Raw genomic sequence first — 26120 nt, forward strand, 5'->3', positions numbered from 1 at the left:
GGCGATGTCCGGATTCATCGCGACCGATGCGCCGCGTGCCCTGGTCCGTATCCGCAAGCGCTGAACCGGGCCGCGCCTAAACCCTGATAACGCGGCACGTCCGGGCCGGCAAGGTTACGCCCGGGGAAAGTAACTTCGACCCCCTCCGCGCAGGGGTGGAAGGTACTAGCGTTCCGGGGCATGAGCAGTTTCGTCGATTTCCAGAACGAGATCTATCTCTCCGGCCTCGCGGGCATCGTCCCGGCGCTACCCATGACGGCGGCGGGTCTGGAGGAGAAGGCTCGGGAGGTGCTGGATCCGGCGGCCTTCGCTTATGTGGCGGGCAGTGCGTCCACCGAACGCACCGCGCACGCCAACCTCTCCGCCTTCGAGCGATACCGGCTGCTGCCGCGCGTACTGCGCGGCGCCACCGGGCCCGGGGCGCGCGACCTGTCGGTGGACGTGCTCGGAACCCGTTTGGCCGCACCGATTCTCACCGCGCCGATCGGCGTGCTGGGGTTGCTGCACGAGCGCGGCGAGACCCTGGTCGCCGAGGTCACCCGGGAACTGGGCATCGGCATGTGCCTGTCCACCGCCGCCTCCTCCACCATCGAGGAGGTCGGGGCGCGGGCCGGCGACTGGTGGTATCAGCTGTACTGGCCCAATGACATGGAGCTCGCCCGCTCCTTCGTCGAGCGCGCCGAGAAGTCCGGCGCCAAGGCCATCGTCGTCACCGCCGACACCCCCAGCCTGGGTTGGCGGCCGCGCGACCTGCAGCTCGGTCACCTGCCGTTCCTGCAGGGCAAGGGCATTGCCAACTATCTGTCCGATCCGGTCTTCCGCGCCAAGCTCAGCGCCCCGCCGGAGGAGAGCGAGGAGGCGATGCGGGCTGCCGTGCTCACCTGGATCGGACTGTTCGGCAACCACGGTCTGCGCCCGGCCGACATCGCCCGGCTGCGGGACTGGACCGAACTGCCCATCGCGGTGAAGGGCGTGCTGCACCCCGACGACGCCCGCCAGGTGGTCGACGCGGGCGCGGACGCGGTGGTGGTGAGCAATCACGGTGGCCGTCAGGTGGACGGGGCGGTCGGTGCGCTGGACGCGCTGCCGACCATCGTGGCCACCGTCGGCGATCGTGCGGATGTGCTGTTCGACTCCGGCATCCGCACCGGCTCCGACGTCATGATCGCGCTCTCGCTGGGCGCCAAGGCCGTCCTCTACGGCCGCCCCTGGGCGTACGGCCTGGGCCTGGCCGGCGCCGACGGCGTGCGCCACGCGCTACGCTGCCTGCTCGCGGATTTCGATGCGGCCATGGGACTTTCGGGCTGCACCTGCCTGCACGACCTGAGCCGGACCATGATCTCCACCTATCGCGTTTAGGCCTTCCCGGCGGAAGGAGTCCTGCTGTGGGAACGCGTTCGTCCGGGCCGCGAGCTGAGGAGGAGCGATCAAACGCCGTCACAACAACGAGCCGGTGGCCGAGTCCGGAGGCCGGGCCGCGGCCGAACCGCGGTGGCTCACCCCGGAGCAGCAGCGCGCCTGGCGGGCCTACATGGACGGCAGCCAGCGGCTCATGTCCGAACTCAACCGGCAGCTGCAACGCGACTGCGACCTGTCCTTCGCCGACTACCGCATCCTGGTGAAGCTGTCCGAGGCGCCCGGCCGTGCGCTGCGCATGAGTGATCTCGCCGACGGCGTGCTCTCCTCCCGCAGCCGGCTCACCCACCAGATCCGCCGTATGGAGGCGCAGCAGATGGTTCGCCGCATCGCCTGCGAGGACGACGGCCGCGGCGTGCTGGCCCAGCTCACCGAGGAGGGCCTGCGGCGCCTGCGGGCCGCCGCTCCCGGCCATGTCGCCGCGGTGCGCCGCTTCTTCGTGGATCTGCTCACCCCGCAGCAGCTGGCCGCCGTGGCCGCCGCCCTGGACCTGGTGAACCTGGCGGCCGACCATCGCGCCGGCGCCCGCGCGACAGCCGATCTCGACTGACCGGTCCACCCGAATCGGAAGTGGGAGGCAGACCGCACACGCCATCGGTTAGGATCGATCGCCTGGAAGCGTGGCAGAGCGGCCGAATGCACTCGCCTTGAAAGCGAGCGTCGTGAAAGCGACCGGGGGTTCAAATCCCTCCGCTTCCGCTGAGAACCCGCAGGTGGATAAGGCCTTTCGAGCCCGAGAACGCCTGCGTGGTCATCGTCGTCGACGGATGAGGGTGCAGGCCCGGGTATCACCACCCGCACCCGCACCCTCGGCATGCGGCACGCCTTCGACGCCGATCACATCGACGACACCACGCGAAAGCTGGTGGCGGACTGCCGAATCTGGTTCCCTCATGGGGAACGCGATCTCGCCGCGGAGTGACGGTTCCCGGCAGATGTGGATCGACGTTGTCTGCTGAACGCTGACCGACGGTTTCTGGTAAATGTGGCGGGGTGGCCAGCCGTCGCATCGCGAGTCGCTTGTTCGGTGCCTTCGCGAGCGCTGCCCTGCTGGCCGGCGCGGCGACCGTCGAAGCCCCACTCGCCGTGACCGATCCACCCGTGGAGACCGGCTCCAATGAGGAGTCCGCGCCGGGCCTCGATCCGGTCCACCCCGCGCAGGCTCGCATCGAACGGGTCGAGACAGTGGCCGGGAACCTGCTCGCCGTTTTCGTCGCCTCCCCGGCCATGGGCCGCACCGTCGAGGTGCAGGTGCTGCTGCCCGCGCACCGTGACAGCCCCCGTCCGACCGTCTACATGCTCGACGGACGCAGCGCCGCATCCGATGTCAACAACTGGACCGCCCGCGGCGGCGCGCTGCCCTTCTTCGCCGACAAGAACGTGAATGTGGTCTTCACCCTCGGCGGCCCGGCCAGCTACTACACCGACTGGCAGCGCAGCGATCCCAAGCTCGGCACCAATCGCTGGGAGACCTTCCTGACCCGCGAGCTGCCGCCGCTCATCGACACCCGCTTCGGCGGGGACGGCATGAACGGCCTGGAGGGCGTCTCCATGGGCGCGGAGGCGGCCATGATGCTGGCCACCCGCAATCCGGGCCTATATCGCGCGGTGGCGGCGCACAGCGGTTGCTACGCAATGAGTTCCGACTTCGGGCAGGCGCAGGCTCGCGCCGTGGTCGGGACGTTCGGCGGGGATCCGGACAATATGTTCGGCCCGTCCGGCGATTCCCAGTGGGCCGACCACGACGTGCTGGCCCGAGCGGAAGCCTTGCGCGGCAAGGCGATCTATCTGTCGTCCGGTAGCGGGCTGCCCGGGGAGCACGACACCCCGGGCAATCCGGACCTGCGCAACGCCGTGCTGTTCGGCGGGCCCATCGAGGCGGGCGCCGACATGTGCACCCGCCAATTGGCCGACCGGCTGGCGCAATTGGCGATCCCGGCCACGGTCGACCGTCGGCCCACCGGAACGCACTCCTGGCCCTACTGGGCCGACGAACTGCCTCGCTCCTGGCCGACCATGGCCGCGGGGCTGGGCATCGGCTAGCGGGCCGTTCAGCCGACGAAACGAGCGACGATCTCCGGGTCCGTGGCGAAGCGCAGGAAGGCGTCGTTCTCGTGCGGGTCGCCCGCGGTGATGCGGACGCCGTCGGTGCCGTAGGGCCGGAGGATGACCCCCGCCTCGGTGCTCGCCGCGCCGTACTCGGCACTGCGGTCGCCCAGTGGCAGCCAGACGAAGTTGGAGTGGCTCACCGGCACCCGGTAGCCCGCCGCGAGCAGCGCCTCCCGCATGCGATCGCGTTCGGCGACAACGGCATCGGTGCGCTCCAGCAGTTCGTGCCGCGCCTCCAGCGAGGCGATGGCCGCCGCCTGCGCCACCCGGCTCACGCTGAACGGGATGTGCACCTTCATGAGCGCGGTGATCACCTCGGGCGCGCCGACCGCGTACCCGACCCGCAGGCCCGCCAGACCGTACGCCTTCGAAAACGTGCGCAGCACCAGCACATTCGGCCGGGTGCGGCCCAGCTCGACGCCGTCGGGGAAGTCCTCGGCGGGCATCCGCAGGTACTCGAAGTACGCCTCGTCCAGCACCACCAGCACGTCGGCGGGCACCCGGTCGAGGAACTCCACGATCTCCGCCCTGCCGCGGGCGGTGCCGGTCGGGTTGTTCGGGTTGCAGACGAAGACCACCCGGGTGTTCGGGGTGATGGCCGCCGCCAAAGCGTCCAGATCATGGGTGAATTCGCCGTCCAGCGGCACCTGCACCGCCTTGGCGCCCGCCACCTGGGCGACGATCGGGTACGCCTCGAACGAGCGCCACGCGAACAGCACCTCGTCCTCGGGATGGCGGCAGGTGATCTGCACCAACTCCTGGCACAGCGCCACGCTGCCGCAGCCGGCCGCCACGTTCTCGAGCTCCACACCCAGGAAATCCGCGAGCGCGCCACGCAATTCGACGGCGTGGTTGTCCGGGTACCGGTTCGACAGCTCGACCGCCTCGGCAATGGCCTTGGTCACCGACGGCAGCGGCGGGAAGGTGGTCTCGTTGCTGGCCAGCTTCACCGCGCCGGGGTGTGTCTTGCCGGCGACGTACGCCGGGATGGCATCGAGGTCCGGGCGAATGTGCGCGCTCACCCCTCCACCCTATGTCCCGCTCGCCCGCGGCCGCTCCGGGGTGCCGACTGGTTTGCCGATCAGGACTTGCGTGGGACCGAATGGGACTCGGCCGGAATATCTCCGGGATATCGGACCCTGGGAAAGATTTATCTCGTTTTTACCTAGCGCAACTACAGTGGCCCTATGGCGGGCATTTATCGAGATCTCGCCCCTGTGCACGACACGACCATGGTTCCGCTCACTGTGCTAGAACCCGAGGGGCATGCGCGCGGCGGCATCGTGGTGTTGCACGAATCACGTGAATTCACCGAGCCATTGCTGGAACTCATGCGTTCGCTCGCCGACGACGGGTGGACCGTCCTGGCCCCCGACCTCTTCCACCGCCCCGCCAACGGCAGCACCCACCCGATCTTCGGCGACGAACTGTTCGCCGCCTTCGACGCCTGCTTCGAGTGGCTCACCGGGCACGGCGTCTTCCGCGACTGCATCGGCGTGCTCGGCTTCGACTCGGCCGGCACCGCCGCCGCCCTGGTCGCCACCAATCGCCCCATCGGCGCCGCCGTGAGCGTCGCGGCCCCCGGCATCGAAACCCCGCTCACCCCGCAGGCCGTCGCACTGCTCGCCGCCGCCCCCGCCTTCCAGGCCCCCTGGCTCGGCCTCTTCGGCGAGGATGACCCGCTGACCCCGCCCGACCAGGTCGACCGCCTGCGCGAGGCCGCCGCCCACGCCGACGTCGCCACCCTCGTGGTCACCTACCCCGGTCTCCACCACCGTCCCGACCACCCCGGCTTCGACCCCGCCGCCCTCGACGACGTCTCGGTCCTCGACGCGCAAACCAGAATCTACGAATGGTTCGACTCGCACCTACGCTGACCAGCCGATTTGGCCTATTGGTCACCCGCTGTGTAATCTTCTGTCCCGGCGGTTCGAAAGGAACCGGCGCCCTCGAAGAGGGGCACCAGGAGGCGTGCCAGAGCGGCCGAATGGGACTCACTGCTAATGAGTTGTCCCTTCACGGGGACCGGAGGTTCAAATCCTCTCGCCTCCGCCACCGCCCGGTACGCCGGGTGCACATTTGAATAGCCATGCGCCCGTAGCTCAACGGATAGAGCATCTGACTACGGATCAGAAGGTTGGGAGTTCGAGTCTCTCCGGGCGCGCAGAAAGAAGCCCCTGACCAGGGAAAAGCTGGCCGGGGGCTTCTTGGCGTAATGGGCATACTGGACCTTCACCAAGAAAACACCAAGAATTGGCTACCAAACGTCAGTCCGCTGGCGACGCCGAAATCCGTCTCCAGTCAGATCGATTCAGTTCCAGGGTCGTTCGGTCAGAGCAGGATGACACGGACGTTGGGTGCTGCTTGTTCGGCTGCCTTGGCGAGACGGGCGTCGAAGGTGACGAGCGGGGCGTCGTGTATGGCCGCGACGGCGAGGCAGGCGGCGTCGTAGACCGAGACGTTGTGCGCATAGCCCAAACCGCCTGCAGTAGAGCGAGATCGGTTCTGACGTATTCGATCTGTATGGCGGTGAGTGCGCCGAAGGCGGCATCCGCGTCCTTGGTGCTCAGGCGATCACCGAGGAAGGCCTTGCGCACGGTGCGCAGCACCTCCAGCGGCATATGGGCGGGCGCGATCCAGTCGTCGTCGCCGAGCATGACCGCGCGTGCGGCGTCGCCTTGCGTCGAGGGGCTGGATAGTGCCATAACCATCACGTTCGCGTCGACGACGATCACTCGTCGTCCTCGCGTCCGCCCCCGATCTCCTCGACCGCCTCGTCGGCGCTCATACTCAAGCTCAGGCGGCCGACCAGGGTCTCGAGGAGGTGCTTGTTGCGCTCGGCGCGGAATTCTCGTTCCAGCAGTGCACGCAGATATACCTGTGTCGACTGGCCCCGGGCCGCCGCTCGCGCAGCGATCGCGTCCCGAACTTCCTTGGGCACGTCCTTGATCTGGATTGCAACAGCCATGCTCGCATTCCACATGCGCATGGCATGCGCATGTGGCGATTATGGCGGTTGACCCGGTCGCGGAACTGCGTCGGTCGGGTCATCCCCCACGAACGCGATCCCCGTTGTTCCAAGGTTCAGTTTCCGAGTTTGCGAGGGTCCGGGAATCCGAGCTCTGTGTATCCGGGTGCGCGTTTGCGTAGAGAGGAGGCGATCACGGGGGTGAGGATGTCGTGGTAGTCGTGGACGGTCGCGGTGGTCTTGCCGGGGTGGGAGCGGGTGATGCGTCCGGCGTATTGGACGAGGCGGCCTTTGAACGAGACGGGTGCTGCGAGAAACAGCGTGTCGAGGGCGGGGCAGTCGAAGCCTTCGCCGATGTAGGAGCCGGTACCGACGAGCAGTAGAGGGGCACCGCCGGCTGCGCGCGTTGCGATCGATTCGATGATGGTTTGGCGTTCACGGGCTTTCGTCCCGCCGCGCAGGGTGATGATGTCGTCGCAGCCGGCGGCGGTGAGGTGTTTGGCGAGTGCGTCGACGTGGTCGACCCAGGTGGTGAGGACCAGAATGTTGGCACCCGCCTGATGGGCATCGACGACATCGGTGACGATCTGTTTCAGGCGATCTTCGTCGGCGACGAGTGCGCGGTAGATCTCGGCGATGCCACCAGGCTGGCTGGGATCGGCGTCGCCGTCGTAGGCGAATTGGGTTGGGTGTACGTGGAGAACTCGGTGCGGTGCGGGCGCGTCGCCGCCAGTCGGCAGGTGGCCTGCTGCGGGTGCGTCGATGGTGTGGGTGTGTGAGCCGAGTTGGTGGTAGATGAGGTCGTCGAGTTGGTCGCGCCGGTATGGGGTGGCGGTGAGGCCGAGCCAGTGTCGGGCGGGGATCTGGTTGAGGACGTCGGTGAAGGCGGAGGCGGCGATGTGGTGGCATTCGTCGACCACGACGAGGCCGTACCCGCCGGTGAGCTCGTCGACATTGGTGCGGCGGGCGAGGGTGGGGAGCAGGGCGACGTCGATTACCCCTGTGGTCTTGGATCGGCCGCCGCCGATCTGTCCGCATTTGATGCCGAGGTGATCGAGGATCCGGGTCCGCCATTGATCGGCGAGGGCTTTGCGGTCGACGAGAACCAATGTCGACCTGGCGCGGGAAGCGATTGCCGCGCAGGCGATCACGGTCTTGCCGGTGCCCGGTGGTGCGACCAGCACGCAGGTGTCCTCGGCATCGATGGCGCGCAATGCGGTGTGCTGCTCAGGCCGCAGCTCGCTCGAACAGGTGAAGGTCTGCTCGCTGCCGTCGATTCGGTTGTCCTCGATACTCAGTGTGCTGTCGGCTGATTCGACGAGCGTGGTGAGCAGGGGAAGTAGTCCTCGGGGCAGGATCAAGTCGCCGTCGAGGGTTTCGTCGTAGCTGCGCAGGAATCGTGGTGTGTCCCATGTGCTTCGGCGTGTGCGCTGGCGGGTGTAGAACTCCGGGTTCGGGATGGAGGCGGCGTGCTTGACCGCCGAGATCATGGCCGGGCCGAGATCGGCGGTGCTCAGCTGGAGCCGGGCCTCGAGCGTTGCACGGATGATCGGTGCCGGGCGGGGCACGATTTTCGACGAGGTCGGTAGCTGTAGCCGCCGGACATTGTGGCCGACTTTCGGTTCGCCGAGCGCGGCGGCCAGTGAGTCGACCTGTTTCGGTGAGAGCCGGGGGATGCTGGACAGGTATGCCCACTGGTCGTCGAATGGTTCGAGGGTGGCCGGATCGAGGAACAGCGTGGTTCCGTGTCGGCGTCGGGCACCGTTGAGGGGTGCGGCGATCAGATTGCCCATGCCGCGGCCGGTATGGGTGTCCTGTGACGGGAACAGTCGGTCGTAGCTGGACAGACTCATGCTGCCGCGCAATTGGATTGCCTCGGCGAGCAGTCCGGTGGCGATCCGCCGCGCGGTAGCGGCGGGCGTGGCCGCGGCGAAGAAGATCCACACATGCGCGCCGCGCCCCGACTGGGACACCTCCAGCGCTGCTGGAATATCTTTGGCGCGAGCGGCCTTCAAGAATGCCAAGGCGTCGAGCAAGGCTGCGCTCTTGTCGAAGTCCGCCGCTACCCACCAGCAGGTGTCGTCGTCGGTGAGCGGGTACAGGCCGACATGGTGATCGCCGCGCAAGTGGCGGGCGATGACGTCGTTGGTGAGCGGCAGGTACGGTGCCTCCGACCGCGACATACCCTTGCTCCATCGGCCCCGGATGGCGGGCATCCACCCGGAGCGGCCGTCACGGCGGTTCTCCCAGCGGACCGCGTAAACGTCGTCGCGGCAGCGGAAAAGGTCGAGGTAGAACCGGACCTTGGCCTCCGGGCTGGAACGCATGTCGACCGGTGTCCCCACCGCCGTCTGATCCGGAGCGGCGGCACGAGCCTGCTGTTCGGTCAGATCGAGCAAACGGCGCAGACGAGCGGTCTCCGCACGGAGGCTTTCGAGCTCGCCGGGATAGCGTTCCACGAGCAACCAGTCTGCCGTGCACTGCCCTGCTCGTCGACGGTGTATGGGGGACGCCGTGAGACACCGCATCCTGTTGAGGGGACTTTTCAGCGGAATCGCATGCTGCCGTGAGGTTTCCGGATTGTTGGGTGCCGGTCACCGGTAGGCTCTGGAGACGTCGGCACCGTCACCTGAGGAGCAAGGACAGGATTCTGAAGGCGATCAAGAATTCGCAGCGAGCTGCGGCCGGTCCACTCGAGGAGTTGATCTATCGCGCCGGTGAGCTCAAGGCGGAACTGGTGGCGTTCGCGCAAAGTTCGCGTTTCGACAGGCAGTTGACCGCCGCGCTGATCGACGCCGCCGACGATCAGGGCTATCTGGACGAAGACCTGGCGATTCTGACCGTTGATCATTTCGCGCTGCAGCATCGACTGCCCGACGGTCGTACCGTCGTCGAACGGTTTGTCGCTCAACATCGTCCGCCGCTGTCCGGCAGTGATCGGGAGCTGCTGCTGGGATGGCGCGACGTCGTCGAGGGATGCTTCGAGGTGAGGCTCGTCGATGGGGTCGAGATTGTGCTGCACAACCTGATCGACGACCTGGTCTACCGCGTCTATTCGAATCTCGGGGCTGCGCCGTTCGCTCGTCTGCGAAAGGGCATGTTCGCCATCGCCAGGATTGTGCCCCTGTCGCAGGATGCTGATGCGTGGCTCGTCAGCGGAAACTTCGCGGCGCTTCCCAAATCCGCGGTGCGCCAAGTAGCGCAGAACGCCCTGACCGTACTGACCGCGCATCCGGAGTTGTTGCGCCGCAACCCCGAACTGCTGCGGCGAGCCTGGGAGATGCAGACGCAGGACCGCGCGGATTTCATCGACCTGTTCGGCGGCGACCTGGTGGTGCTAACGGTGGAGGAGTTCCGGGAGAGACTGAGCGAGCATTACCGGCGACGCCGGCAGAAGGCACTCGCGGGTCTCGACGACAAGGCGGCCAAGCGCGCCGCCGCGGCCGGACCGACTCCTGACATGCTCGTCGAACTGCCCGAACAGCTGTGGGACGTAGAGACGGTCGGCGTGATCTACGACGAGGTCGAAGGGCTCAACTTCTATGGCGACTTCGGTCGGCTGGAGGCCCTGTTCGCCGATCCCGCGCTCGCTGGCGACCGGACCTACCTCGCGGTGCTGCGCGGCTATCTGCGTGACGATTCCGTTTCCACACTGCCGATCCGGCGTCTGGTCGAGCGTCATCGGGAAGGGGCCGATCCGGTGTTCCGCAAGTTGTTGGGAAAGCCCGGATTCTGTTGGGACCGCGACGGAGAAGCTCTGCTGCGCCGTCGCAAGAAGGAATTCTTCGATTGCGCGCCGACGCCCAGCATCTCCGTCGTCGGTGAGCATCTGGCCGAACTTCTCCGTCACAACCGATAGGCCACGAGATGGGCAGGCTCACAAAAGCGCAGCTACGGGCCATGGTCGAAGAAGCCACAGTGGACGCCTACGGCGACGAAGAACAGCTGTTCGGCTTCTTCTACACCATGATCGTCGACCACCTGGATACCCCTTTCGAGGTGGAGGTCTTCGGGTTGACGGTCACCGTCAGCTCGATCGACTTGCTAGCTGGCAGTGGGACTGTCGCCATCTGCACCCACGGGCGGTCCCGCCAGGCAATCGGCATTCTCGACCTCCCCTTGCCCTCACCCCCTCCGAGCGGAGCCGAATGGATCGAGGCGTACCGACATTGGGCACCCTGAAATTGTGTAGGTTCAGGGCGGAAAGATGAAGGTCGCAATACCGACCGATCTCACTGCCCACCCGGCTGAGCGAGGGCAAACCCGCACAAGGTCGGCGCCCCCCGAAAATCAAGCTCAGGTCGTGGACTCTGCCGCGTTGGTGTCGAAGGTCGCCACTCCCAAACCTCTCCACGCTTCGAGGAGGCGTTTGTCACCCGAGGCGGCGACGAGGTCGGTGTCCTCCAACTGTTCGGCCGATGCGCAGTGGACCGCGTCGTAGCCGCGCAGCGCCAGAGACTCCGCCAACTGCGCTGCGCGCAGGATCAGGGGTTCGTCCACCTCGACAATGTCGATCTGTGGCCAGAGTTGGTCGAGGAGTCGTCGGCACGCCGTGTACTCGGTTTCGTCGAGGCGTGCCATGCGGTGGGCTTGGGCGAGTGCGGCGGCGGTTTCGACGTAGAGCATCCTGCTCGACACCACGGCGTCGGCGTCATCCCAGAATCGGCGACAGGCCGGACTGCTCGGTTCGTCGACGAGCAGCGGTACGAATGCCGAGGTGTCGAGGTATCCGATCATCGGCGCTGCTCATCGATCAGTTCGCTGACGATTCCTTTCCCGTGGACGGGTGTGGGTGCCGGCTGCTTCTTCTTGCGTGCCGGTTGTATGCGCCCTTCGGCCCGCAGCTGTTCGAGTCTGGTGGGCTGCTCGACGGGAACGATGCGGGCGATCGGTCGTCCGTGATCGGTGATGGTGACGGTGCGGCCGGAGCGGACCTCTGCCAGGTGACGGCTGAGGCTGTCGCGCAGTTCTCGGATCCCGACGTCCATGATCGACTCCTACGTGGCCACAAGTTGACAATGAATTATAGCCACAGATCGGCTCGATGTAAGGCCGATGCGACCGTGGGGGCACAGGTCGGGTGCGCGCGCCCGCTGCGACTGGCTGAAGGGTCTGTACGGTGTCGCAATTCGGGGCGTACAGACTCGACCTATCACCAAAAAAATCCCAAGAATTCGGGGCCGTTCTGCCCCGAGTTCCGTGCCCAAACCCGCAGGGTGCGCAGGTCAGCCGTTCGTACCCACTTGAACTGAGAAATGCGTGATCACACCGAAATTCGGGGCGTCACCTGCACGTTGATCGAACCTCTCGATCAGAAGGTTGGGAGTTCGAGTCTCTCCGGGCGCGCTTCAGCTCAACGGCCCCACACCAGAAGGTGTGGGGCCGTTGGCTTTTGGCGCGTGACCCCGACGGCTGGAGGTCGAGGGTCTTCAGGATGCCAGTATGTGAAACAAGATCATTCGCAACCTTTGTCGCACGCACGCAGCCGACGGGAGGCATCCATTGCTCATGAGGCCGGCGTTTGCACTGCGTGGTCGGCACAGTTGGAGGCGCAGCGCTCCAGACGTGAAAGGCGTGTCAGGCCTGTGGATTTCGTGCGTACGGCCTGTTGGACGCGGATGGATCTGGTGGGATGGAGGCGGCGAGGGTCTTAATCCTTGGCCGCTTCCGCCCGTGGTGTGTGGGTGCTCGGATATCGCCCGCGCTGGGGGGTGTACATCTGTGCGGCGCTGGCGATTCCGACCGGGGCGCCGAGGGTGAGGCCACTGATCGCGCCGCCGCGAGGGGGCCGACAGGGGTGGCGAGCCCGAATTGTGTTGCGGCGACGGCGAGCGCCCCGCTGAAGTCTGTGGATGTGTCCACGGTGGCGACCCACTGATCAAGAGCATCAGTCATGCGACTGACTGTCAGTTGATCACTGTAGAGGCTTCGATGAGATCGTGACAAGCCCTGTGATGGCAGAATTTCAGTCAATAGACCGAGAGGGGTGTCATGGTGTACGTCGAGGCGTCGGTTCGTCGGCAGCAGATGGTGACCGCCGCGCGCAGGGTGCTGTCGCGCGACGGTGTGGCGCGGACCTCGGTGCGCGCGGTTGCCGCCGAGGCCGGGGTCCCGCTGGGCACGATGCAGTATGTGTTCCCGTCCAAGGAGCTGTTGCTGCGCGCGGTGATCGAGGACGTGGTCGACGAGATCGCGGCGGTGCTCAAGGATACGGCCGAACTCGAGTACGGGCTCGAGCACGCGATCCGGCGCGGCATCACCAGCTTCTGGTCCCGGCTGGTCGTCGAACAGAGGGACCTGCAGGTCATGCAGTACGAGTTGACCACATACGCCCTCCGGACGCCGGGGCAGGAGAGCTTGGCCCGCTGGCAGTACGAGCGCTACGCGAGCGTCGTCGCCGAATGGTGTCAGCAGGCCGCCCACAATGCCGGCGAAACCTGTGCGGTGCCCTTCGGCCGACTCGGCCGGCTCATCGTCGCCGCCCTCGACGGGCTCGTGCTCCAGCATGTGTGCGATCCCAACATCGCCCGTTCGCGTGAGGATCTCGACGCCGCCATCGACATGCTCGTCGCGCTGGCGAATGTCCGCCGCGGCACCCGCGTGGGGGCCTGAACCGGCGGCCGAACGCCTCGAGCCGTACGCCGATCAAGTCGGCCGTATTGGTTTTCCACTTCCGGGGCATTGCGCTGTCCGGGGTCGCGTCGTAGCCTGAGGCAAATCAGTCATACGACCGACTTTTCGAAGGACACCGGGAATGCATGATGTCGACGTCGTCGTGGTGGGGGCCGGCCTCGCCGGCTCGAGTGCCGCGCGCAAGCTTGTCGAGGCCGGTCGGACGGTGATCGTGCTGGAGGCGCGGGACCGCGTGGGCGGCCGCACCGAGGGCGGCGTTCTGGACGGTCATCCGGTCGAACTCGGCGGGACCTGGCTCGGCGAGGGGCACGAGGAGATGTACGCCCTCGTCGAGGACCTCGGCCTCGAGACGTTCCGCACGTGGAACGACGCGGGCAAGGTCCTCGTGCAGCTCGGCGGGAAGCAGTCGCGCCTCGGCAGCCAGAAGGGCGCGACGCCCAAGCTCAACCCGTTCGCGCTCGCCGACCTGGCCCAGGGCCTCCTGAGGTTCGAGCGGCTCGCGAAGACCGTCGACCCCGCGCAGCCCTGGGCGCATCCCCGAGCGCGTGAACTGGACGGCCAGACCTACGAGTCGTGGGTGCGCCGCAACTTGCGCACCCACAGCGGTCGTACCTACTTCCGCGTCGTGGCCGAGGCGCTGCTCTCCGCCGATTCGGTCGACGTCTCGCTTCTGCACATGCTCTTCTACTCGGCGAGCAACGGCGATCTCGAAACCCTCATTTCCGTCGACAAGGGTGCGCAGCAGGACCGGGTCGTCGGCGGCTCGGTCCTCGTCTCGGAGCGACTCGCCGAGGGGCTCGACGTACGCCTCGGGTCGCCTGTCACGACGGTCGCCCAGGACGACGACGGCGTCACGGTCACGACCCGCTCCGGCGAGGCGTTCTCCGCGCGGCACGTGATCATCGCGGTGCCGCCGACCCTCGCCGGGCGCCTGCGCTACGACCCCGTGCTGCCCGCCTGGCGCGACCAGCTGACCCAGAAGCTCCCCGCCGGGACCGTGATCAAGACGTTCGCGTCGTACCCGACGCCGTTCTGGCGCGAGAACGGCCTCAACGGCCAGGCGATCTCCGAGGCCGGCCCCGTCAAGGTGACCTTCGACGTCTCGCCTCCCGGCGGCGAGGTCGGCATCCTGCTGGGCTTCGTCGAGGGCGGCGAGGCGCGCCGGTGGCAACGGCTGTCCGCGGACGAACGACGCAGCGAAGTGCTCGGCAGCTTCGTCCGATACTTCGGGCCCGCGGCGGCCAACCCGACCTCCTACGTCGAGAAGGACTGGAGCGCGGAAGAATTCACGCGCGGCTGTTACGGCGCGCATTTCGCGCCGGGCGTGTGGACCAGCTACGGCGACGTGCTTCGTGAACCGATCGGCCGCGTGCACTGGGCCGGCGCGGAGTACGCCGTCGAATGGAACGGCTACATGGAAGGCGCGGTCCGATCCGGCCGCCGCACCGCGGACGAGATTCTGGCCCGATGACCGACATCAACATGACCGATGCCGACGCCGCGAGCGTCGAGAGCTCTTCTGTCGGAACCGGTTTCGCGGACCCCCGGCACCACCGGGCGACCGGAGGGCGCCGAACCCGCCCACGACAACCCGACTCGCCCGGTTACTTCCAGGCGGCGAGGTTGGGGAGGTCGCCGGTGAGGTCGGTGCCGGGGGAGCGGCCGATCAGCCAGGCGGCGAGGGCGGCGGTGGGCCCGGTGATGGTCGCGGTCGGGACGCCGACGGTGCCGGTGTAGCCGGAATCGGTGGCGGTGACCGTGAAGCCGGTGCCGCCGGCGGGCTCGACCTCGGTAATGGACTGGGCCAGGAGGCGGGCGGCGAAGTCGGCCGGCCAGTCGGCGGGGGTGTAGCCGATATCGAGGTCCACGTGGTGGATCTCCACTTCCAGCAGGCGCATCCACGGGATGCGGGTAGCGGGGATCTCGCCGCCCTGGCGGTTGCGGACGAGAGTGGGCCAGCGGTCGGCGGGCATGACCCGGGCCAGGTCCAGCCATCGTTCGGCGGAGGCGGTGAAGTCCTCGAGCTGGTCGCGCAGCGGGCGGGGGGCGCCCGCCTCGATGTCGGCCTCGCGGAGGAATTGGCTTGCGTACTGCGGGGTTTCGATGCCGGTGCGGGCCCACAGCAACAGATTGACCAGGCTGTCGGCATTGCGGGAGAGGTGGGCGAGCACATGGCCGCGGGTCCAGCCGGGCAGTAGTGAGGGTTCCACCAGGTCGGCGTCGCCGAGGGCGGCGATCGCGGGGAGCAGGCGCTCGGTCGCGGCGGCGACGGTGTCGAGCAGGGCTGCGGTGTCGGCGAGTTGCGCATCGCTGGTCACGAGTCCGACCCTACCCAGTCGGAGCGGTCAGTGACCGGATGAGCGCGTGGTGTGCCGCCGCCGGGTCGGGATTCCGGAATCCCGTTCGGCCACAACGATTTGCACCGCCAGCGCCACCAGCCACAGCGACATGGCCCCGACCTGGATGCGCTGTGCGATGCCCAGGCCGTAGTTGCCGGGCAGATTGTCGGCGATCAGCATCCACGCCGTCACCGCCGAACCGACGATCAGAATCCACAGTCCGGTGTGCCGCAGAATCGGCCAGCGCCGGTATTTGAAGGCGGCCACGGTGAACGCGATCATCGCGATGTAGATGGAGAACACCGCCAGCGTGCTGGTCAGCGCATGGATCTGGTGCAACTGCGGGAACAGGCCGGTGTCCACATACCGTCTGGGCCCGTTCGGATCGTCCGGCACGATGGGCCATTGCGCGTCCGCGATGGTGGACGCGCCGAAGCAGGCCAGCGCCGCCCAGCCGATGGTGGAGTAGCGCCGCCGCGAGAACAGCAGCAGGCCGCCCAGTCCCGCCACCACCAGCAGCGCGCCGGACCCGGTGTCGCCGGTGGTGAACACCCAGCTGAACGGCGCACCCTTCTCGGCCAGCTGGCTCAGGAAGGTGTTGGTGGGATTGCTGTGGATCGGGAGGATGAATTCCAGGACCCAGGAGGAATAGCCGAGCCCGGCGACCGCGATCAAGATCGCGATGAACCATCGCAGCACCCGTCGCCATCGCGGCTGGAGACTGTTCTCCACGGGGGCCGCCTCGGCTAGTTTCTGCTCGGTTGGCATCACCGCGCTCGCTTTCGCTGGCCTCGCTTACTCGTACTGCCCTGCCCGCAGCTTCCGATCTGTCCGGACTGGTCGGCTGGTCCGGTCGTAGGACCATTGTCGCCCATGCGCCGGCGCGGACGTCAGACGCCGCGCGCCAAAGCCCGCATCACCAGGTCGGCTGCCGAATCCGCGGCCTCGTGTTCCCAGATCCGCACCACGGTCCAGCCCGCCGCGGCCAGCCGGGCATCGGTGTCGCGATCGCGCGCCACATTGCCCGCCAGTTTGTCGGCCCACCACTGGGCATTGTTCTTCGGGTGTGTCGCGTGCTGCGGGCAGCTGTGCCAGAAGCATCCGTCCACATAGACCGCCACCTTCCGCCGCGGGAACACGAGATCGGCCCGCCGCCGCAGCCCGGGCAGCGGAGCCCGGTCCACGAAGAAGCGTTTTCCGCGCCGATGCAATTCCCGTCGCAGGGCCAGCTCCGGTTTCGTCCCCACGCGCCGCTGCCTGGCCATGCGCGCGCTGGTGCCCGCATCGGTGCCGGGTCGTCGCGCATCCGCCATCGGGCCATCCTCGCCGCGCCCGGCACCGTCGGCAAGGTGCCCCGGAGCTGTCATGCGGCCTCGCGCGGTGCGCCCCCCATGCGCTCGAGATGGTTCTCCACATCGTCGAGGAAGCCCTCGGGGAAGCGCAGCGAACCCATCCGCGTGCGACGCAGGAAGCCCGCGGTCGCCCGCGCGGACAGCAGGCGGGAGTCGTCGAGGAACCAGCGCAGATCCTCGTACGGCGCGTGAACGGGCCAGGTGGACACCGGAACCCGGTACACCTCGCCGCGATGCCCCCAGGCCGCCGTCGGCCAGCTGCGCCGGGTCAGCGGTGCGCCGTCCGGGATCGGGTCGTCGGACGGGTGGGTGACGCGCTCGGCGATCCAGGACGCCATGCGCACGCTCACCGCATTGCCGACCAGTTTCCAGCGATGTCCCGGCCGCACCCCGGGCACGGCGAGAGCGGCCGTGGTCCAATCCCGGTCGAAGCCCTGCAGCCGCTCGGCGTCGGTGATGCCGGGCGTGACCAGTTCACCCGAGGGCAGCCGCACCGCGGGCGGGCTCGCAATGCCCAGGGCCGAACCGCCTTTCAAGGTGGGCACGGCATTCACCGCCCAGCCCAGGCCCCGGGTGCCCTCGGTCCAGTAGAAGCCGCACGGATCGTGCGCCGGGTCGCCCACCTCGCGGGGTCCGGCGTCCGTGCCGAACAGGATCGGCCGCGGATCCTCGGTGCGGGAGGCCAGCATCAATACCCGCTCCCGCCGCTGCGGCAGTCCGAACGCGCGGGCGTCCACCACCCGGTAGGCCCAGGTGTAGCCGAGCTCGCTGAGCGCGGCGGTGATGTGCCGCATCGCCGCGCCGCCGCCGAGCTGCAGCATGAACGGCACATTCTCGATGAGCAGCCAGCGTGGGCCCTTCTTGCGCTTGACCAGCCGGAACACCTCGTCAACCAAACCCGAACGGGCCCCGGTGATTCCGGCCGTCCGCCCGGCCTGCGACAGATCCTGGCAGGGGAAACCCGCCGCCACCAGCTCCGTCCCCGACGGCAGCGCGCGCAGCCTGGTCACATCGGAATGCAGTGGCACGTCCGGGAAATGCGCGGCCAGCACCGCCTGCGCCCCGGAGTCGATCTCGCACAGCAGTTCACTGCGCCATCCGTGCGCCGCGAGCCCGAGCTCCAGCCCGCCGATGCCGGCGAACAGGCCGACCATCCGCGCGCCCGTCACAACAGTCCCTTTCACCCCGGAGTCCCCGTGCCCCAGAGCACGTTACTCGAGTCCCCGCACCCCCACCGTGACCAACACCCCTGCCCACCGCCGGTCGAGAGCCCCTCGCTATGACTCGGGCGGGTGGACGGTGGTCGATGTCGTGTGCAAACACCGAGAACCGGTCGGCACCATTGCATGTTGATCACGATGTGCTGACGGGGCAGTGATACCGGCCGGGGATCGCGGGTGCGCGGGCACGGGGAACTACGGTTATAGGCGTGACGGATAACGGGAGTGAGGACGCCAACCCGGCTGCGCCGCGGTGGCCGGCCATTCTCACCTGGCGGGCGCACAACGCGTCGCGCATGGAGTCGGTGCGGGTGGTGCTGAGCGGCAACCGGATTCGCGCCGCGGGCCGCATCATCGCCGGCGACTGCGAGGACCACCCGGCCTTCAGCGCGTCGTACGATCTGGTCACCGACGAATCCGGGGTCACCAAGCGGCTGTCGCTGCGCAGCACCCTCGCTTCGGGTGAACGCCACGCCTCCATCGCCCGCGACGAGGAGAACTACTGGCTCATCGACGCCGGAAACACCCACGTGCGCTCCACCTTCGGCGGCGCGCTGGATGTGGACGTGGTGCTGAGCCCCTTCTTCAACACCCTGCCCATCCGCCGCTACGGGCTGGCCCATGCCAGTGAGGACGTGCAGGTTCCCGTCGTCTACGTGCGTCTGCCCGATCTCCTCGTGCAGGAGGCCAGCCTCGTCTACAGCAGCGGTCCCGACGGCATCCATGTGCTCTCGCCCGTCTCCAGCGCGACCGTCACCGTCGACGAGGACGGCTTCCTGCTCGACTACCCCGGCCTGGCCGAACGGATCTAGCCGGGGCCGGGCGCGCCTAGTCCAGGGTGGTCAGGACACCCCCGGAGCGGCCCGCGTCGATGAGCTTGGTGAGCCAGTTGTGGTCGCCGGGGCGGACATCGGTGACGACCCAGCGCTCGTTGTCCTCGTAGTCGCTGCGGGCGTCGTGCCCGGCTTCGGTGAGTTCGGCGATGGTGCCGTTCGTGCGCAGGCTGTCCCGGGCCTGGGTGAGGACCTCGAGGGTGTCGTCGAGCACGTCCAGCAGCGCGGCGGCGTTCGGTTCGCAGATGGCGCGGACCAGGTCGGGGGCGGTGGCGGCGACGCGGGTGCCGTCGCGGAAGGAGCCGGCCGCGAGTCCGAGGGCCAGCGGGCCACCGTTGGAGCCCTCGATGGCGAGGGCCTCGGCGAGGACGTGGGGCAGGTGCGAGATGCGCGCGACCGCGCGATCGTGTTCCACCGCCAGCACCGGGACCACCACCGCGCCGCAGTCCAGCGCGAGCCGCGCGACACGCCGGAAGGGGTCGGCGTGTACGCCCGGATCGACGCTCACCGCCCACGCCGCGTTCTTGAACAGATCGGGAGAGGATGCGGCCCAACCGGATTCACTGGTCCCGGCCATGGGGTGGCCGCCGACGTAGCGGGCGCCCAGTTCGTGACGCTGCACGGCCGCCGCGACCGGCGCCTTCACGCTCACCACATCGGTCAGCACGCAGTCGGGAGCGAAGGTCTTCACATCCGAGAGCACGGCGTCGATGGCGGGCATGGGCACGCCGATCACCACCAGCGCATCGCGGTCGGCCGCCCGCGTGAGCACCGCCTCCACATCGCTGATCACGTCGTATCCGTCCAAGCGGGCGGCCTTCGCACCGACCTCGGACCGGTTGTAGCCGAACGCCTCGTACCCGGCGACGGCCGCGGCGCGCAGCACCGAACCGCCGATCAAACCGGTACCCAGGACGCAGACAGCTGGTTTCGGAGTGCCCGTCATGCGATCAGATTCGCATACGACTTCAACATTTCCCCCGAAGCGGACTACCGTTGCGGCCATGGCAGCACAGCGCTCGAGCACGAACAGGGCGGCGTCGGATGAGTTCGACGACGTGGAAGGGTTCGCAGTGGCGGTTGTCCGCGAGGAAGCCAACTGGAAAGTGACGCCCCTGAGCGACGCCTCACTGTCCAGTCTGTCCGCGGCCGAGCACGAGCTGCGGGCATTGCGAAGTTCCGGCGCGGTGTTCGGCCTGCTCGATGTCGACGACGAATTCTTCATCATCCTGCGCCCGGGCCCCACCGGCAGCCGCATCCTGCTGTCCGACGCCACGGCAGCCATCGACTACGACATCGCGGCCGACGTGCTCGAGGAACTCAATATCGAGATTCCCGACATCGACCCGGACGAGATCGACGACGTCGAGCCCTGGGAGGAGGGCGACCTCGGCGTCCTCGCCGATCTCGGCCTGCCCGAGCCGGTGCTGGCGGTCATCCTCGCGGAGACCGACCTGTATCCGGACGAGCAGCTGGGCATGGTCGCCCAGCGCCTCGGTTTCGCCAACGAATTCTCCGCGGTCCTGGACAAGCTCCCGCGTTGATCGGCTCGCTCGCCTCGGACGAGGCGATGATGCGGGCCGCCATCGCCGCGGCAGCTGCCGCCGACCCGCGCGATGTCCCGGTCGGCGCGGTGGTCTTCGATGCCCAGGGCCGGGAACTGGCGCGCGCCGCCAATGCCCGTGAGGCCCTGGGCGATCCGACCGCCCACGCCGAGGTCCTGGCCCTGCGCGCCGCCGCCCGGGTGCTGGGCGACGGCTGGCGCCTCGAGGGCGCGACCCTGGTCGTCACCCTCGAACCGTGCACCATGTGCGCCGGCGCCCTGGTCCTCTCCCGTATCGGCCGCCTGGTCTTCGGCGCTTGGGAACCCAAGACCGGTGCCGTCGGCTCCCTCTGGGACGTGGTCCGTGACCGACGTCTCAATCACCGCCCCCAGGTCCGCGCCGGCGTCCTCGAACCCGAATGCGCCGCTCTCCTCGCCGATTTCTTCGATTCCCACCGCCCCTAGCCCTCTCTCCAGGCGATTTCAGGATCCGGCGGGTGCTCAGGTAAAGTCACCAGCGGTGGCGTGTCCGAGCGGCCTAAGGAGCACGCCTCGAAAGCGTGTGAGGGGTAACCCCCCTCCGAGGGTTCAAATCCCTCCGCCACCGCCACAGCCCCTGGTCTGCGAAAGCAGGTCAGGGGCTATTTTTTTTGATCAAGCGAGGGCGTTCTCGCGCAGCCCGCATCGGAAACCGGTGCGGGGCCTTCTTTTTCAGGGGCGGAGGCCGTCGAGGAGGAGGTCGAGGACGCGGTTGATCGCGGCGGGGTAGGGCTCGGTGGGGGCGGCGTAGATCTGCAGGGTCATCAGGCGGGCGATGTCTTCGGGGGTGACGTCGGGGCGGAGGGCGCCTTCGGTGTGGGCCCTCGCGGTCAGGTCTGTGATGCGGTCCGTGACGGTGGTGCGGACTTCGGTGAGGGCGGGGTCGGATTTGATGTCGGCGTGGAGGGCGGGTTCGACGGCGGCGGCCAGAGCGCCCAGGCGGAGTTCGGCGCATTCGCGGAGGACGCGGGCGAGGGCTTGCCAGGCGGTGGGGGATTCGCGGTCGGCGGTGGCGGCCAGGTCGGCGAGGGCCGAGAGGTAGGAGTGGGCGGCGGCGGTGATGAGGGCGCCGCGGTCGGGGAAGCGGCGGTAGAGGGTGCCCACGCCCACGCCGGCGGCGTCGGCGATGTCCTTCATGGAGACGCTGACGCCCTGTTCGCGGAAGACCTGTTGGGCCGCGGCCAGGATCTGGTCGCGATTGCTTCGGGCATCGGCTCTGAGCTCGGCCGTTGTCCTCACCTCCGATAGAACTGGACGAAAATCTTCCGGTTAGCGTACCGTCTTGGAAGTGGACGAAAATCGTCCAGTTGAATCGAGGGTGATGACGATGAGCGGGACAGTGCTGATCTCCGGGGCGGGCATCGCGGGATCGACCCTGGCGTACTGGCTGGGGCGCAACGGCTTCGATGTGACCGTGGTGGAACGGGCGGGGGCACAGCGGTCCAGCGGGAACCCGATCGACGTGAAGGGACCGGCTGTCGGCGTGGCCGAGGGCATGGGGGTGATGCCGCGGCTGCGGGCGGCCGCGTCGCGGGTGGATCGAATGAGCTTCGTCGATGCGGCAGGGCGGGAGCGATCGAGGTTGCGGCTCAGCGCTTTTCAGGGTGGCGCGGGCGACCGCGAGATCGAGCTCGCGCGCGCCGATCTGGCCGCCATTCTCCTCGACGCGGCTCGCGACCATGCCGAAATCCGCTGGGCCGATTCGATTTCCGGCATCACGCAGGATTCGGACGGCGTGGATGTCGTCTTCGAGAACGGCGCAGGTGGGCGCTATGACTACCTGATCGGGGCCGATGGCCTGCACTCGAATGTTCGTCGGCTCGTCTTCGGCGCGGAGGCCGAATTCCTTCGCCACCTGGGCATGTACGTGGCGACCCTGCCGGTGGAACGGGCCTTCGGCGACGAGCGCGAGGTGGTCATGTTCAACCGCCCGGGACAGGCCATCACCGTGCACCCTTCGAAGGGAAAGGCGGTGGCGGCCTTCATGTTCCGTCATGACGCGATCCCGGGCCTCGGCCACCGCGATCTCGACGGGCACAAGCGGCTCATCGCCGACTCCTTCTCCGGGCCGATCGGCATCTTCGGCGACCTGCTCGACCAGCTGAAGGCCGCCGACGATCTCTATTTCGACTCGGTGAGCCGAGTCCGGTTGCCGCGCTGGTCCGATGGTCGCGTCGCCCTGCTCGGCGACGCCGGATCCTGCCTCTCCCTCTTCGGCGACGGCTCCACCCTCGCCATCGCGGGCGCCCACACCCTCGCTGCGGAATTGACCCGCACTCCCGGTCGCCCGCACACCGCCTTCGCCGCCTACGAACAGCGTCACCGGAAACTGGTCGAGCCCAGGCAGCGCGGCATGCGCGCCGCGTCGGCCCTCATGGTGCCCGCCACCTCCGCTGGCATCGTGGTCCGCAATGCCGTCACCCGCGTCATGCGGCGAAACGAGCGGTGGCACCAAAGAACTCGGCCCCCACCCGGGGAATCGGGTGGGGGCCGAGCGGATTTCGTGCGGAGGTCAGCCGACCGTGACGGGCTGCTTGTCCTCGACGGGGGTGGCGGACTGCTTCAGCTCGGCGAGCTTGGCGCCTTCCACGTCGATGTCGGGGAGGATGCGGTCCAGCCACTTCGGGAGCCACCAGGCCCACTTGCCCAGCAGGGCGAGCAGGGACGGGATGAGGACCATGCGGACGATGAAGGCGTCGAAGAAGACACCCGCCGCCATGGCGAAGCCCATGGACTTGGCCACCACGTTATCGTCGAGCATGAAGGCGCTGAACACCGAGATCATGATGATGGCGGCGGAGGTCACGACGCGAGCGCCGTGGTGGTAGCCGCTGATCATGGCGTCCTTGGCGGACTTGCCGTGCACGTACTCCTCACGCATGCGCGTGACCAGGAAGACCTGGTAGTCCATGGCGAGACCGAAGACCAGGCCGATCAGCATGATCGGCAGGAAGCTCACCAGCGGGTGCGCCTCCACCAGGCCGAAGTGGCCCTCCTGGAAGATCAGCACGGTCGCGCCGAAGGTGGCCGCCATGGAGAGCAGGAAGCCCAACGCGGCGGTCAGCGGCACCACGATGGAGCGGAACACCAGGAGCAGCAGGATGAATGCCGCGCCGGCCACGATCGCCAGGTACGGAATGATCTTGTCCAGCAACGCCTGCGAGACGTCCGCGTAGATGGCCGTGGTACCGGTGACGCCGTACTCCATGCCGTACTTGTCATGGAACTCGGACTCGGCATTGCGGGCGTTCTTGACCAGGTCCTTGGTTTCCTGGTTGTTCGGCCCGAACTTCGGCACGCCCATGAACATGGCGGCCTGCCCGTCCTGGCTGGGCGCGGCAACGGTCAGGTAGTCCATGGCCGGAGAGGCGGCCAGCTTGGAACGCAGCGCGTCGAGCGCCTCGGTGCGCTGGTTCTCCGGTGTCTTGCTCAGATCCACGGCCACCATCAGGGTGCCGTTCGCGCCCTCGCCGAAGCCCGCGGTCTGCAGGTCGTACGCCTTGCGGACGGTGGTGTGCTCGGGCATCGAGTCGCCGCCGGGCAGGCCCAGCTGCAGGTTCGCCGCCGGCGCGGCCAGCAGGCCGAGCAGCACCACCGAAATGCCGAGCGTCAGCGCGGGTGCCCTGCCGATGAGGCGGGCGAAGCGCATGCCGTTGGTGACCGAGCTCTCGTCCTCGGGGTCGTGCTTGGCGACCAGCGGCAGCTTCGGTTTGAACAGGAAGCGGCCGAACGCGCCCATCAGCGCCGGCATCAGCGTGACGGCCACGAGCACCGCCATGGCAGCGGAGACCGCGCCGAAGATGCCCATGTAGGTGAGGAAGCTGACACCCACGAAGCTCAGGCCCGCCAGCGCGATGATGACGGTCAGACCCGCGAAGATGACGGCCGAACCCGCGGTGCCGACCGCGGTGCCCGCGGCCTCTTCCGGCGAATTCGACACGGCCAGTTCGTGCTTGTAGCGCGAGACGATGAACATGGCGTAGTCGATGGACAGCGCCAGGCCGATCATGGAGGCCAGGATCGGGGTGAAGGTGGGCACGGTCAGGAAGTGCGTGCCGAACATGATGATGGAGATGGCGGTGCCCACACCGATCAGCGCGGTGAGGATCGGCACGAAGGCCGCCACGATCGCGCCGAACGCGATCACCATGACCACCAGCGCCACCGCGATGCCGATCAGTTCCGAGGAGCCGTTCGAGCCGCCCGGATCCTGCGCGATCGAACCGGTGAGCTCCACCTGCAGCCCGGCCGCGCGGGCGTCGTCACCCACCTTGTAGGCAGCGTCACGGTCGGCCTGCTTGATGTCGGAGAACTTCGGAATCGTGTACTTGGCCTTGACCGTCGCGACCGAATCCGGGTTCGTCTTGTTCAGCACGTTCAGCGGCGCGCTGGAGCAGATCGCGGAGAAGTTCGGGTTGGAGCGGTCCCCGGTGAGGCAGTCGATCCCGGCCGGCGTACCGACCTTCTTGGTGGCGTCGACGGGATTCACCAGCGGCACCGACTTGTCGACGATGGGGAGATCGCCGAGCTTGGTCAGGAATTGCTGCAGCGCGGCGGCGTTCGCGGGATCGGTCAGCTTCTGACCCTCCGGCGCCGCGATCACATAGGTGCCGGTGACGGCATTGGGATCGAAGTCCTTGGACATGCCGGGGAAATGCTCGTCGAGGATTTCCGTGGCCCGCTCCGAAGGCAGGTTCGGCATGGTGAAGGAGTCCTGGAACGGCTTGGCGAGGGCCCCGCCGAGCCCGCCGATGACGAGCAGCGCGGCGATCCACGCCGTGATGACTATCCATTTCCGGCGGAAGGCGAACTTTCCCCACCGATAGAGGTATACGGACACGAGGGGTTCTCCTGGGCGATGGTTTGTGCGGGCGAAAACAGGGTGCTGGTGTGCGAGCGCGTAGACAGCACTGCCGCCGGGAGCTCTGCGGGCTCCCCGCCTCCACGAAACTAAAATCTGCCTACCGTGCGGTAGGTAGACTACCGAGCGGATAAGCGGAGGAACAACCTCGACTCTAGGTGGCGTTGATCGCACACCGAGCGCGGGTGAGAGGATGAGAATATGGGTGGCCAGGTCGGTTCCGGAACAATTGTCGCAGGTAGAAGCACCAAGGACGCGATCCGGGACGCCGCTCTACAGCTGTTTTCGACCAAGGGGTTCGATCACAGCAGCCTGCGCGAGGTCGCCGATGCGGTGGGAATCACAAAAGCCTCGCTCTACTATCACTACGCCTCGAAGGTCGATCTTCTGGTAGCGATCATCGAGCCGATGTTCGAGGAAGTGCGTGATCAGGTCGAGGGTCTCGATGACATTCCGCACACTCCCGAGAACGTGCGTGAGGTGATCCGCCGGCGCCTGCAGTCGACGCTGGCCAACCGTCAGGTCGGCGTGCTCTGCATGCGGGACACCGTCGCGATCGTGAATGCCCTCGGCAACCGCTATCCCGACATGATCGAACTGCATCACCGCATGTGCCGCTGGATGGCCGGGCCCGATGCCGACGAGGACACCCTGCTGCGCGCCGCCGCGGCCATGCAGGTGCTCAGCACCGCGATGATGTCCCAGGAGATCGTGCCCGGCGCCGATGCCGATCACGTCGAGACGACATTGTTGAATGCCGCACTCGGCGTGCTGAATCCGACGCGATAGGGTTCTCGCTCACCACCG

At 67.7% G+C, this 26120-nt stretch carries 25 protein-coding genes, 4 tRNA genes and 1 pseudogene; 17 read left to right on the top strand and 13 right to left on the bottom strand.

What is annotated here, in order from left to right; translation table 11 throughout:
• Positions 1–180: 180 nt before the first annotated feature.
• From AB0L60_RS38820 to AB0L60_RS38835, 4 genes are all read left to right on the top strand, one after another.
• On the top strand, positions 181–1359 hold the full coding sequence (locus AB0L60_RS38820) for a lactate 2-monooxygenase (RefSeq protein ID WP_364624838.1): 1179 nt from the start codon (positions 181–183) through the stop codon (positions 1357–1359).
• Between the two features lie 172 nt (positions 1360–1531).
• Positions 1532–1966, top strand: coding sequence for a MarR family transcriptional regulator (locus AB0L60_RS38825; RefSeq protein WP_364624914.1), 435 nt, complete (start codon positions 1532–1534; stop codon positions 1964–1966).
• Between the two features lie 64 nt (positions 1967–2030).
• Positions 2031–2115: transfer RNA gene (locus AB0L60_RS38830), tRNA-Ser, on the top strand.
• 294 nt (positions 2116–2409) lie between these two features.
• Positions 2410–3459: an alpha/beta hydrolase family protein gene (locus AB0L60_RS38835; RefSeq protein ID WP_364624840.1), complete on the top strand. Its 1050-nt coding sequence runs from the start codon at positions 2410–2412 to the stop codon at positions 3457–3459.
• 8 nt (positions 3460–3467) lie between these two features.
• On the opposite strand, the gene hisC is transcribed toward AB0L60_RS38835, so the two are convergent.
• A complete protein-coding gene (gene hisC / locus AB0L60_RS38840) occupies positions 3468–4547 on the bottom strand; it encodes a histidinol-phosphate transaminase (RefSeq protein ID WP_364624842.1) in 1080 nt (359 codons plus the stop codon).
• A gap of 165 nt (positions 4548–4712) precedes the next feature.
• Here hisC and AB0L60_RS38845 point away from each other — a divergent pair, with 165 nt between their 5' ends.
• The 3 genes from AB0L60_RS38845 to AB0L60_RS38855 all read left to right on the top strand — a co-directional run bounded on the left by AB0L60_RS38845 (position 4713) and on the right by AB0L60_RS38855 (position 5689).
• Complete coding sequence (locus tag AB0L60_RS38845) at positions 4713–5402, top strand: dienelactone hydrolase family protein (RefSeq protein ID WP_364624844.1); 690 nt, start codon at positions 4713–4715, stop codon at positions 5400–5402.
• 88 nt (positions 5403–5490) lie between these two features.
• A tRNA-Ser gene (locus AB0L60_RS38850) sits at positions 5491–5580 on the top strand.
• Between the two features lie 36 nt (positions 5581–5616).
• Positions 5617–5689: transfer RNA gene (locus AB0L60_RS38855), tRNA-Arg, on the top strand.
• A 167-nt stretch (positions 5690–5856) separates the two neighbouring features.
• On the opposite strand, the gene AB0L60_RS38860 is transcribed toward AB0L60_RS38855, so the two are convergent.
• The 3 genes from AB0L60_RS38860 to AB0L60_RS38870 form a co-directional block, all read right to left on the bottom strand.
• A complete protein-coding gene (locus tag AB0L60_RS38860) occupies positions 5857–6003 on the bottom strand; it encodes a PIN domain-containing protein (RefSeq protein WP_364624846.1) in 147 nt (48 codons plus the stop codon).
• Between the two features lie 253 nt (positions 6004–6256).
• A complete protein-coding gene (locus tag AB0L60_RS38865) occupies positions 6257–6493 on the bottom strand; it encodes a hypothetical protein (RefSeq protein ID WP_364624848.1) in 237 nt (78 codons plus the stop codon).
• A 116-nt stretch (positions 6494–6609) separates the two neighbouring features.
• Entirely contained in the window at positions 6610–8952 is a 2343-nt protein-coding gene (locus AB0L60_RS38870; RefSeq protein ID WP_364624850.1) for a DEAD/DEAH box helicase family protein, read from the bottom strand.
• A gap of 242 nt (positions 8953–9194) precedes the next feature.
• Here AB0L60_RS38870 and AB0L60_RS38875 point away from each other — a divergent pair, with 242 nt between their 5' ends.
• Together AB0L60_RS38875 and AB0L60_RS38880 are read left to right on the top strand one after the other, a co-directional pair.
• Positions 9195–10352 carry a hypothetical protein gene (locus tag AB0L60_RS38875; RefSeq protein ID WP_364624852.1) on the top strand — a complete coding sequence of 386 codons (1158 nt, stop codon included), beginning with the start codon at positions 9195–9197 and terminating at the stop codon, positions 10350–10352.
• An 8-nt stretch (positions 10353–10360) separates the two neighbouring features.
• Positions 10361–10675, top strand: coding sequence for a hypothetical protein (locus AB0L60_RS38880; RefSeq protein ID WP_364624854.1), 315 nt, complete (start codon positions 10361–10363; stop codon positions 10673–10675).
• A gap of 114 nt (positions 10676–10789) precedes the next feature.
• Here the strand turns inward: AB0L60_RS38880 and AB0L60_RS38885 are convergent, their stop codons facing one another.
• Complete coding sequence (locus AB0L60_RS38885; protein WP_364624856.1) at positions 10790–11230, bottom strand: type II toxin-antitoxin system VapC family toxin; 441 nt, start codon at positions 11228–11230, stop codon at positions 10790–10792.
• Positions 11227–11481: a type II toxin-antitoxin system prevent-host-death family antitoxin gene (locus AB0L60_RS38890; protein ID WP_120740082.1), complete on the bottom strand. Its 255-nt coding sequence runs from the start codon at positions 11479–11481 to the stop codon at positions 11227–11229. Before AB0L60_RS38890 ends, AB0L60_RS38885 begins: the two co-directional genes overlap by 4 nt.
• 1003 nt (positions 11482–12484) lie before the next feature.
• On the opposite strand from AB0L60_RS38890, the gene AB0L60_RS38895 reads away from it, so the two are divergent.
• Together AB0L60_RS38895 and AB0L60_RS38900 are read left to right on the top strand one after the other, a co-directional pair.
• Positions 12485–13105, top strand: a complete 621-nt coding sequence (locus AB0L60_RS38895) for a TetR/AcrR family transcriptional regulator (RefSeq protein WP_364624859.1) — start codon at positions 12485–12487, stop codon at positions 13103–13105.
• Positions 13106–13247: 142 nt separating this feature from the next.
• Positions 13248–14597 carry a flavin monoamine oxidase family protein gene (locus AB0L60_RS38900; protein WP_364624861.1) on the top strand — a complete coding sequence of 450 codons (1350 nt, stop codon included), beginning with the start codon at positions 13248–13250 and terminating at the stop codon, positions 14595–14597.
• Positions 14598–14730: 133 nt separating this feature from the next.
• On the opposite strand, the gene AB0L60_RS38905 is transcribed toward AB0L60_RS38900, so the two are convergent.
• From AB0L60_RS38905 to dcm, 4 genes are all read right to left on the bottom strand, one after another.
• Complete coding sequence (locus AB0L60_RS38905) at positions 14731–15444, bottom strand: maleylpyruvate isomerase family mycothiol-dependent enzyme (RefSeq protein WP_364624863.1); 714 nt, start codon at positions 15442–15444, stop codon at positions 14731–14733.
• A gap of 27 nt (positions 15445–15471) precedes the next feature.
• Entirely contained in the window at positions 15472–16233 is a 762-nt protein-coding gene (locus AB0L60_RS38910; protein ID WP_364624865.1) for a DUF998 domain-containing protein, read from the bottom strand.
• Positions 16234–16355: 122 nt separating this feature from the next.
• Positions 16356–16778, bottom strand: coding sequence for a very short patch repair endonuclease (locus AB0L60_RS38915; protein ID WP_364624867.1), 423 nt, complete (start codon positions 16776–16778; stop codon positions 16356–16358).
• 50 nt (positions 16779–16828) lie between these two features.
• On the bottom strand, positions 16829–17971 hold the full coding sequence (dcm, locus tag AB0L60_RS38920) for a DNA (cytosine-5-)-methyltransferase (protein WP_364624916.1): 1143 nt from the start codon (positions 17969–17971) through the stop codon (positions 16829–16831).
• Positions 17972–18246: 275 nt separating this feature from the next.
• On the opposite strand from dcm, the gene AB0L60_RS38925 reads away from it, so the two are divergent.
• Complete coding sequence (locus tag AB0L60_RS38925) at positions 18247–18849, top strand: putative glycolipid-binding domain-containing protein (RefSeq protein WP_364624869.1); 603 nt, start codon at positions 18247–18249, stop codon at positions 18847–18849.
• Between the two features lie 16 nt (positions 18850–18865).
• On the opposite strand, the gene AB0L60_RS38930 is transcribed toward AB0L60_RS38925, so the two are convergent.
• Positions 18866–19816, bottom strand: a complete 951-nt coding sequence (locus tag AB0L60_RS38930) for a prephenate dehydrogenase (protein WP_364624871.1) — start codon at positions 19814–19816, stop codon at positions 18866–18868.
• Positions 19817–19874: 58 nt separating this feature from the next.
• On the opposite strand from AB0L60_RS38930, the gene AB0L60_RS38935 reads away from it, so the two are divergent.
• From AB0L60_RS38935 to AB0L60_RS38945, 3 genes are all read left to right on the top strand, one after another.
• Entirely contained in the window at positions 19875–20414 is a 540-nt protein-coding gene (locus AB0L60_RS38935) for a tRNA adenosine deaminase-associated protein (RefSeq protein WP_364624873.1), read from the top strand.
• Between the two features lie 26 nt (positions 20415–20440).
• A complete protein-coding gene (locus AB0L60_RS38940) occupies positions 20441–20878 on the top strand; it encodes a nucleoside deaminase (RefSeq protein WP_364624918.1) in 438 nt (145 codons plus the stop codon).
• 54 nt (positions 20879–20932) lie between these two features.
• A tRNA-Ser gene (locus AB0L60_RS38945) sits at positions 20933–21023 on the top strand.
• A gap of 101 nt (positions 21024–21124) precedes the next feature.
• On the opposite strand, the gene AB0L60_RS38950 is transcribed toward AB0L60_RS38945, so the two are convergent.
• The gene (locus AB0L60_RS38950) at positions 21125–21691 is read right to left on the bottom strand and encodes a helix-turn-helix domain-containing protein (RefSeq protein WP_364624875.1); all 567 of its coding nucleotides are present in this window, start codon (positions 21689–21691) and stop codon (positions 21125–21127) included.
• A gap of 88 nt (positions 21692–21779) precedes the next feature.
• Here AB0L60_RS38950 and AB0L60_RS38955 point away from each other — a divergent pair.
• Positions 21780–22715 (top strand): annotated as a pseudogene (locus AB0L60_RS38955) (FAD-dependent monooxygenase); the annotation flags it as partial.
• A 249-nt stretch (positions 22716–22964) separates the two neighbouring features.
• On the opposite strand, the gene AB0L60_RS38960 reads toward AB0L60_RS38955, so the two are convergent.
• Positions 22965–25292 (bottom strand): MMPL family transporter, encoded by a 2328-nt coding sequence (locus AB0L60_RS38960; RefSeq protein WP_364624877.1) that lies wholly within the window; start codon positions 25290–25292, stop codon positions 22965–22967.
• A gap of 222 nt (positions 25293–25514) precedes the next feature.
• On the opposite strand from AB0L60_RS38960, the gene AB0L60_RS38965 reads away from it, so the two are divergent.
• Positions 25515–26102, top strand: coding sequence for a TetR/AcrR family transcriptional regulator (locus AB0L60_RS38965; RefSeq protein ID WP_364624879.1), 588 nt, complete (start codon positions 25515–25517; stop codon positions 26100–26102).
• Positions 26103–26120 lie beyond the last annotated feature (18 nt).

Origin of the sequence: Nocardia sp. NPDC051981, assembly GCF_040680715.1 — a bacterium.
Lineage (GTDB): Bacteria > Actinomycetota > Actinomycetes > Mycobacteriales > Mycobacteriaceae > Nocardia.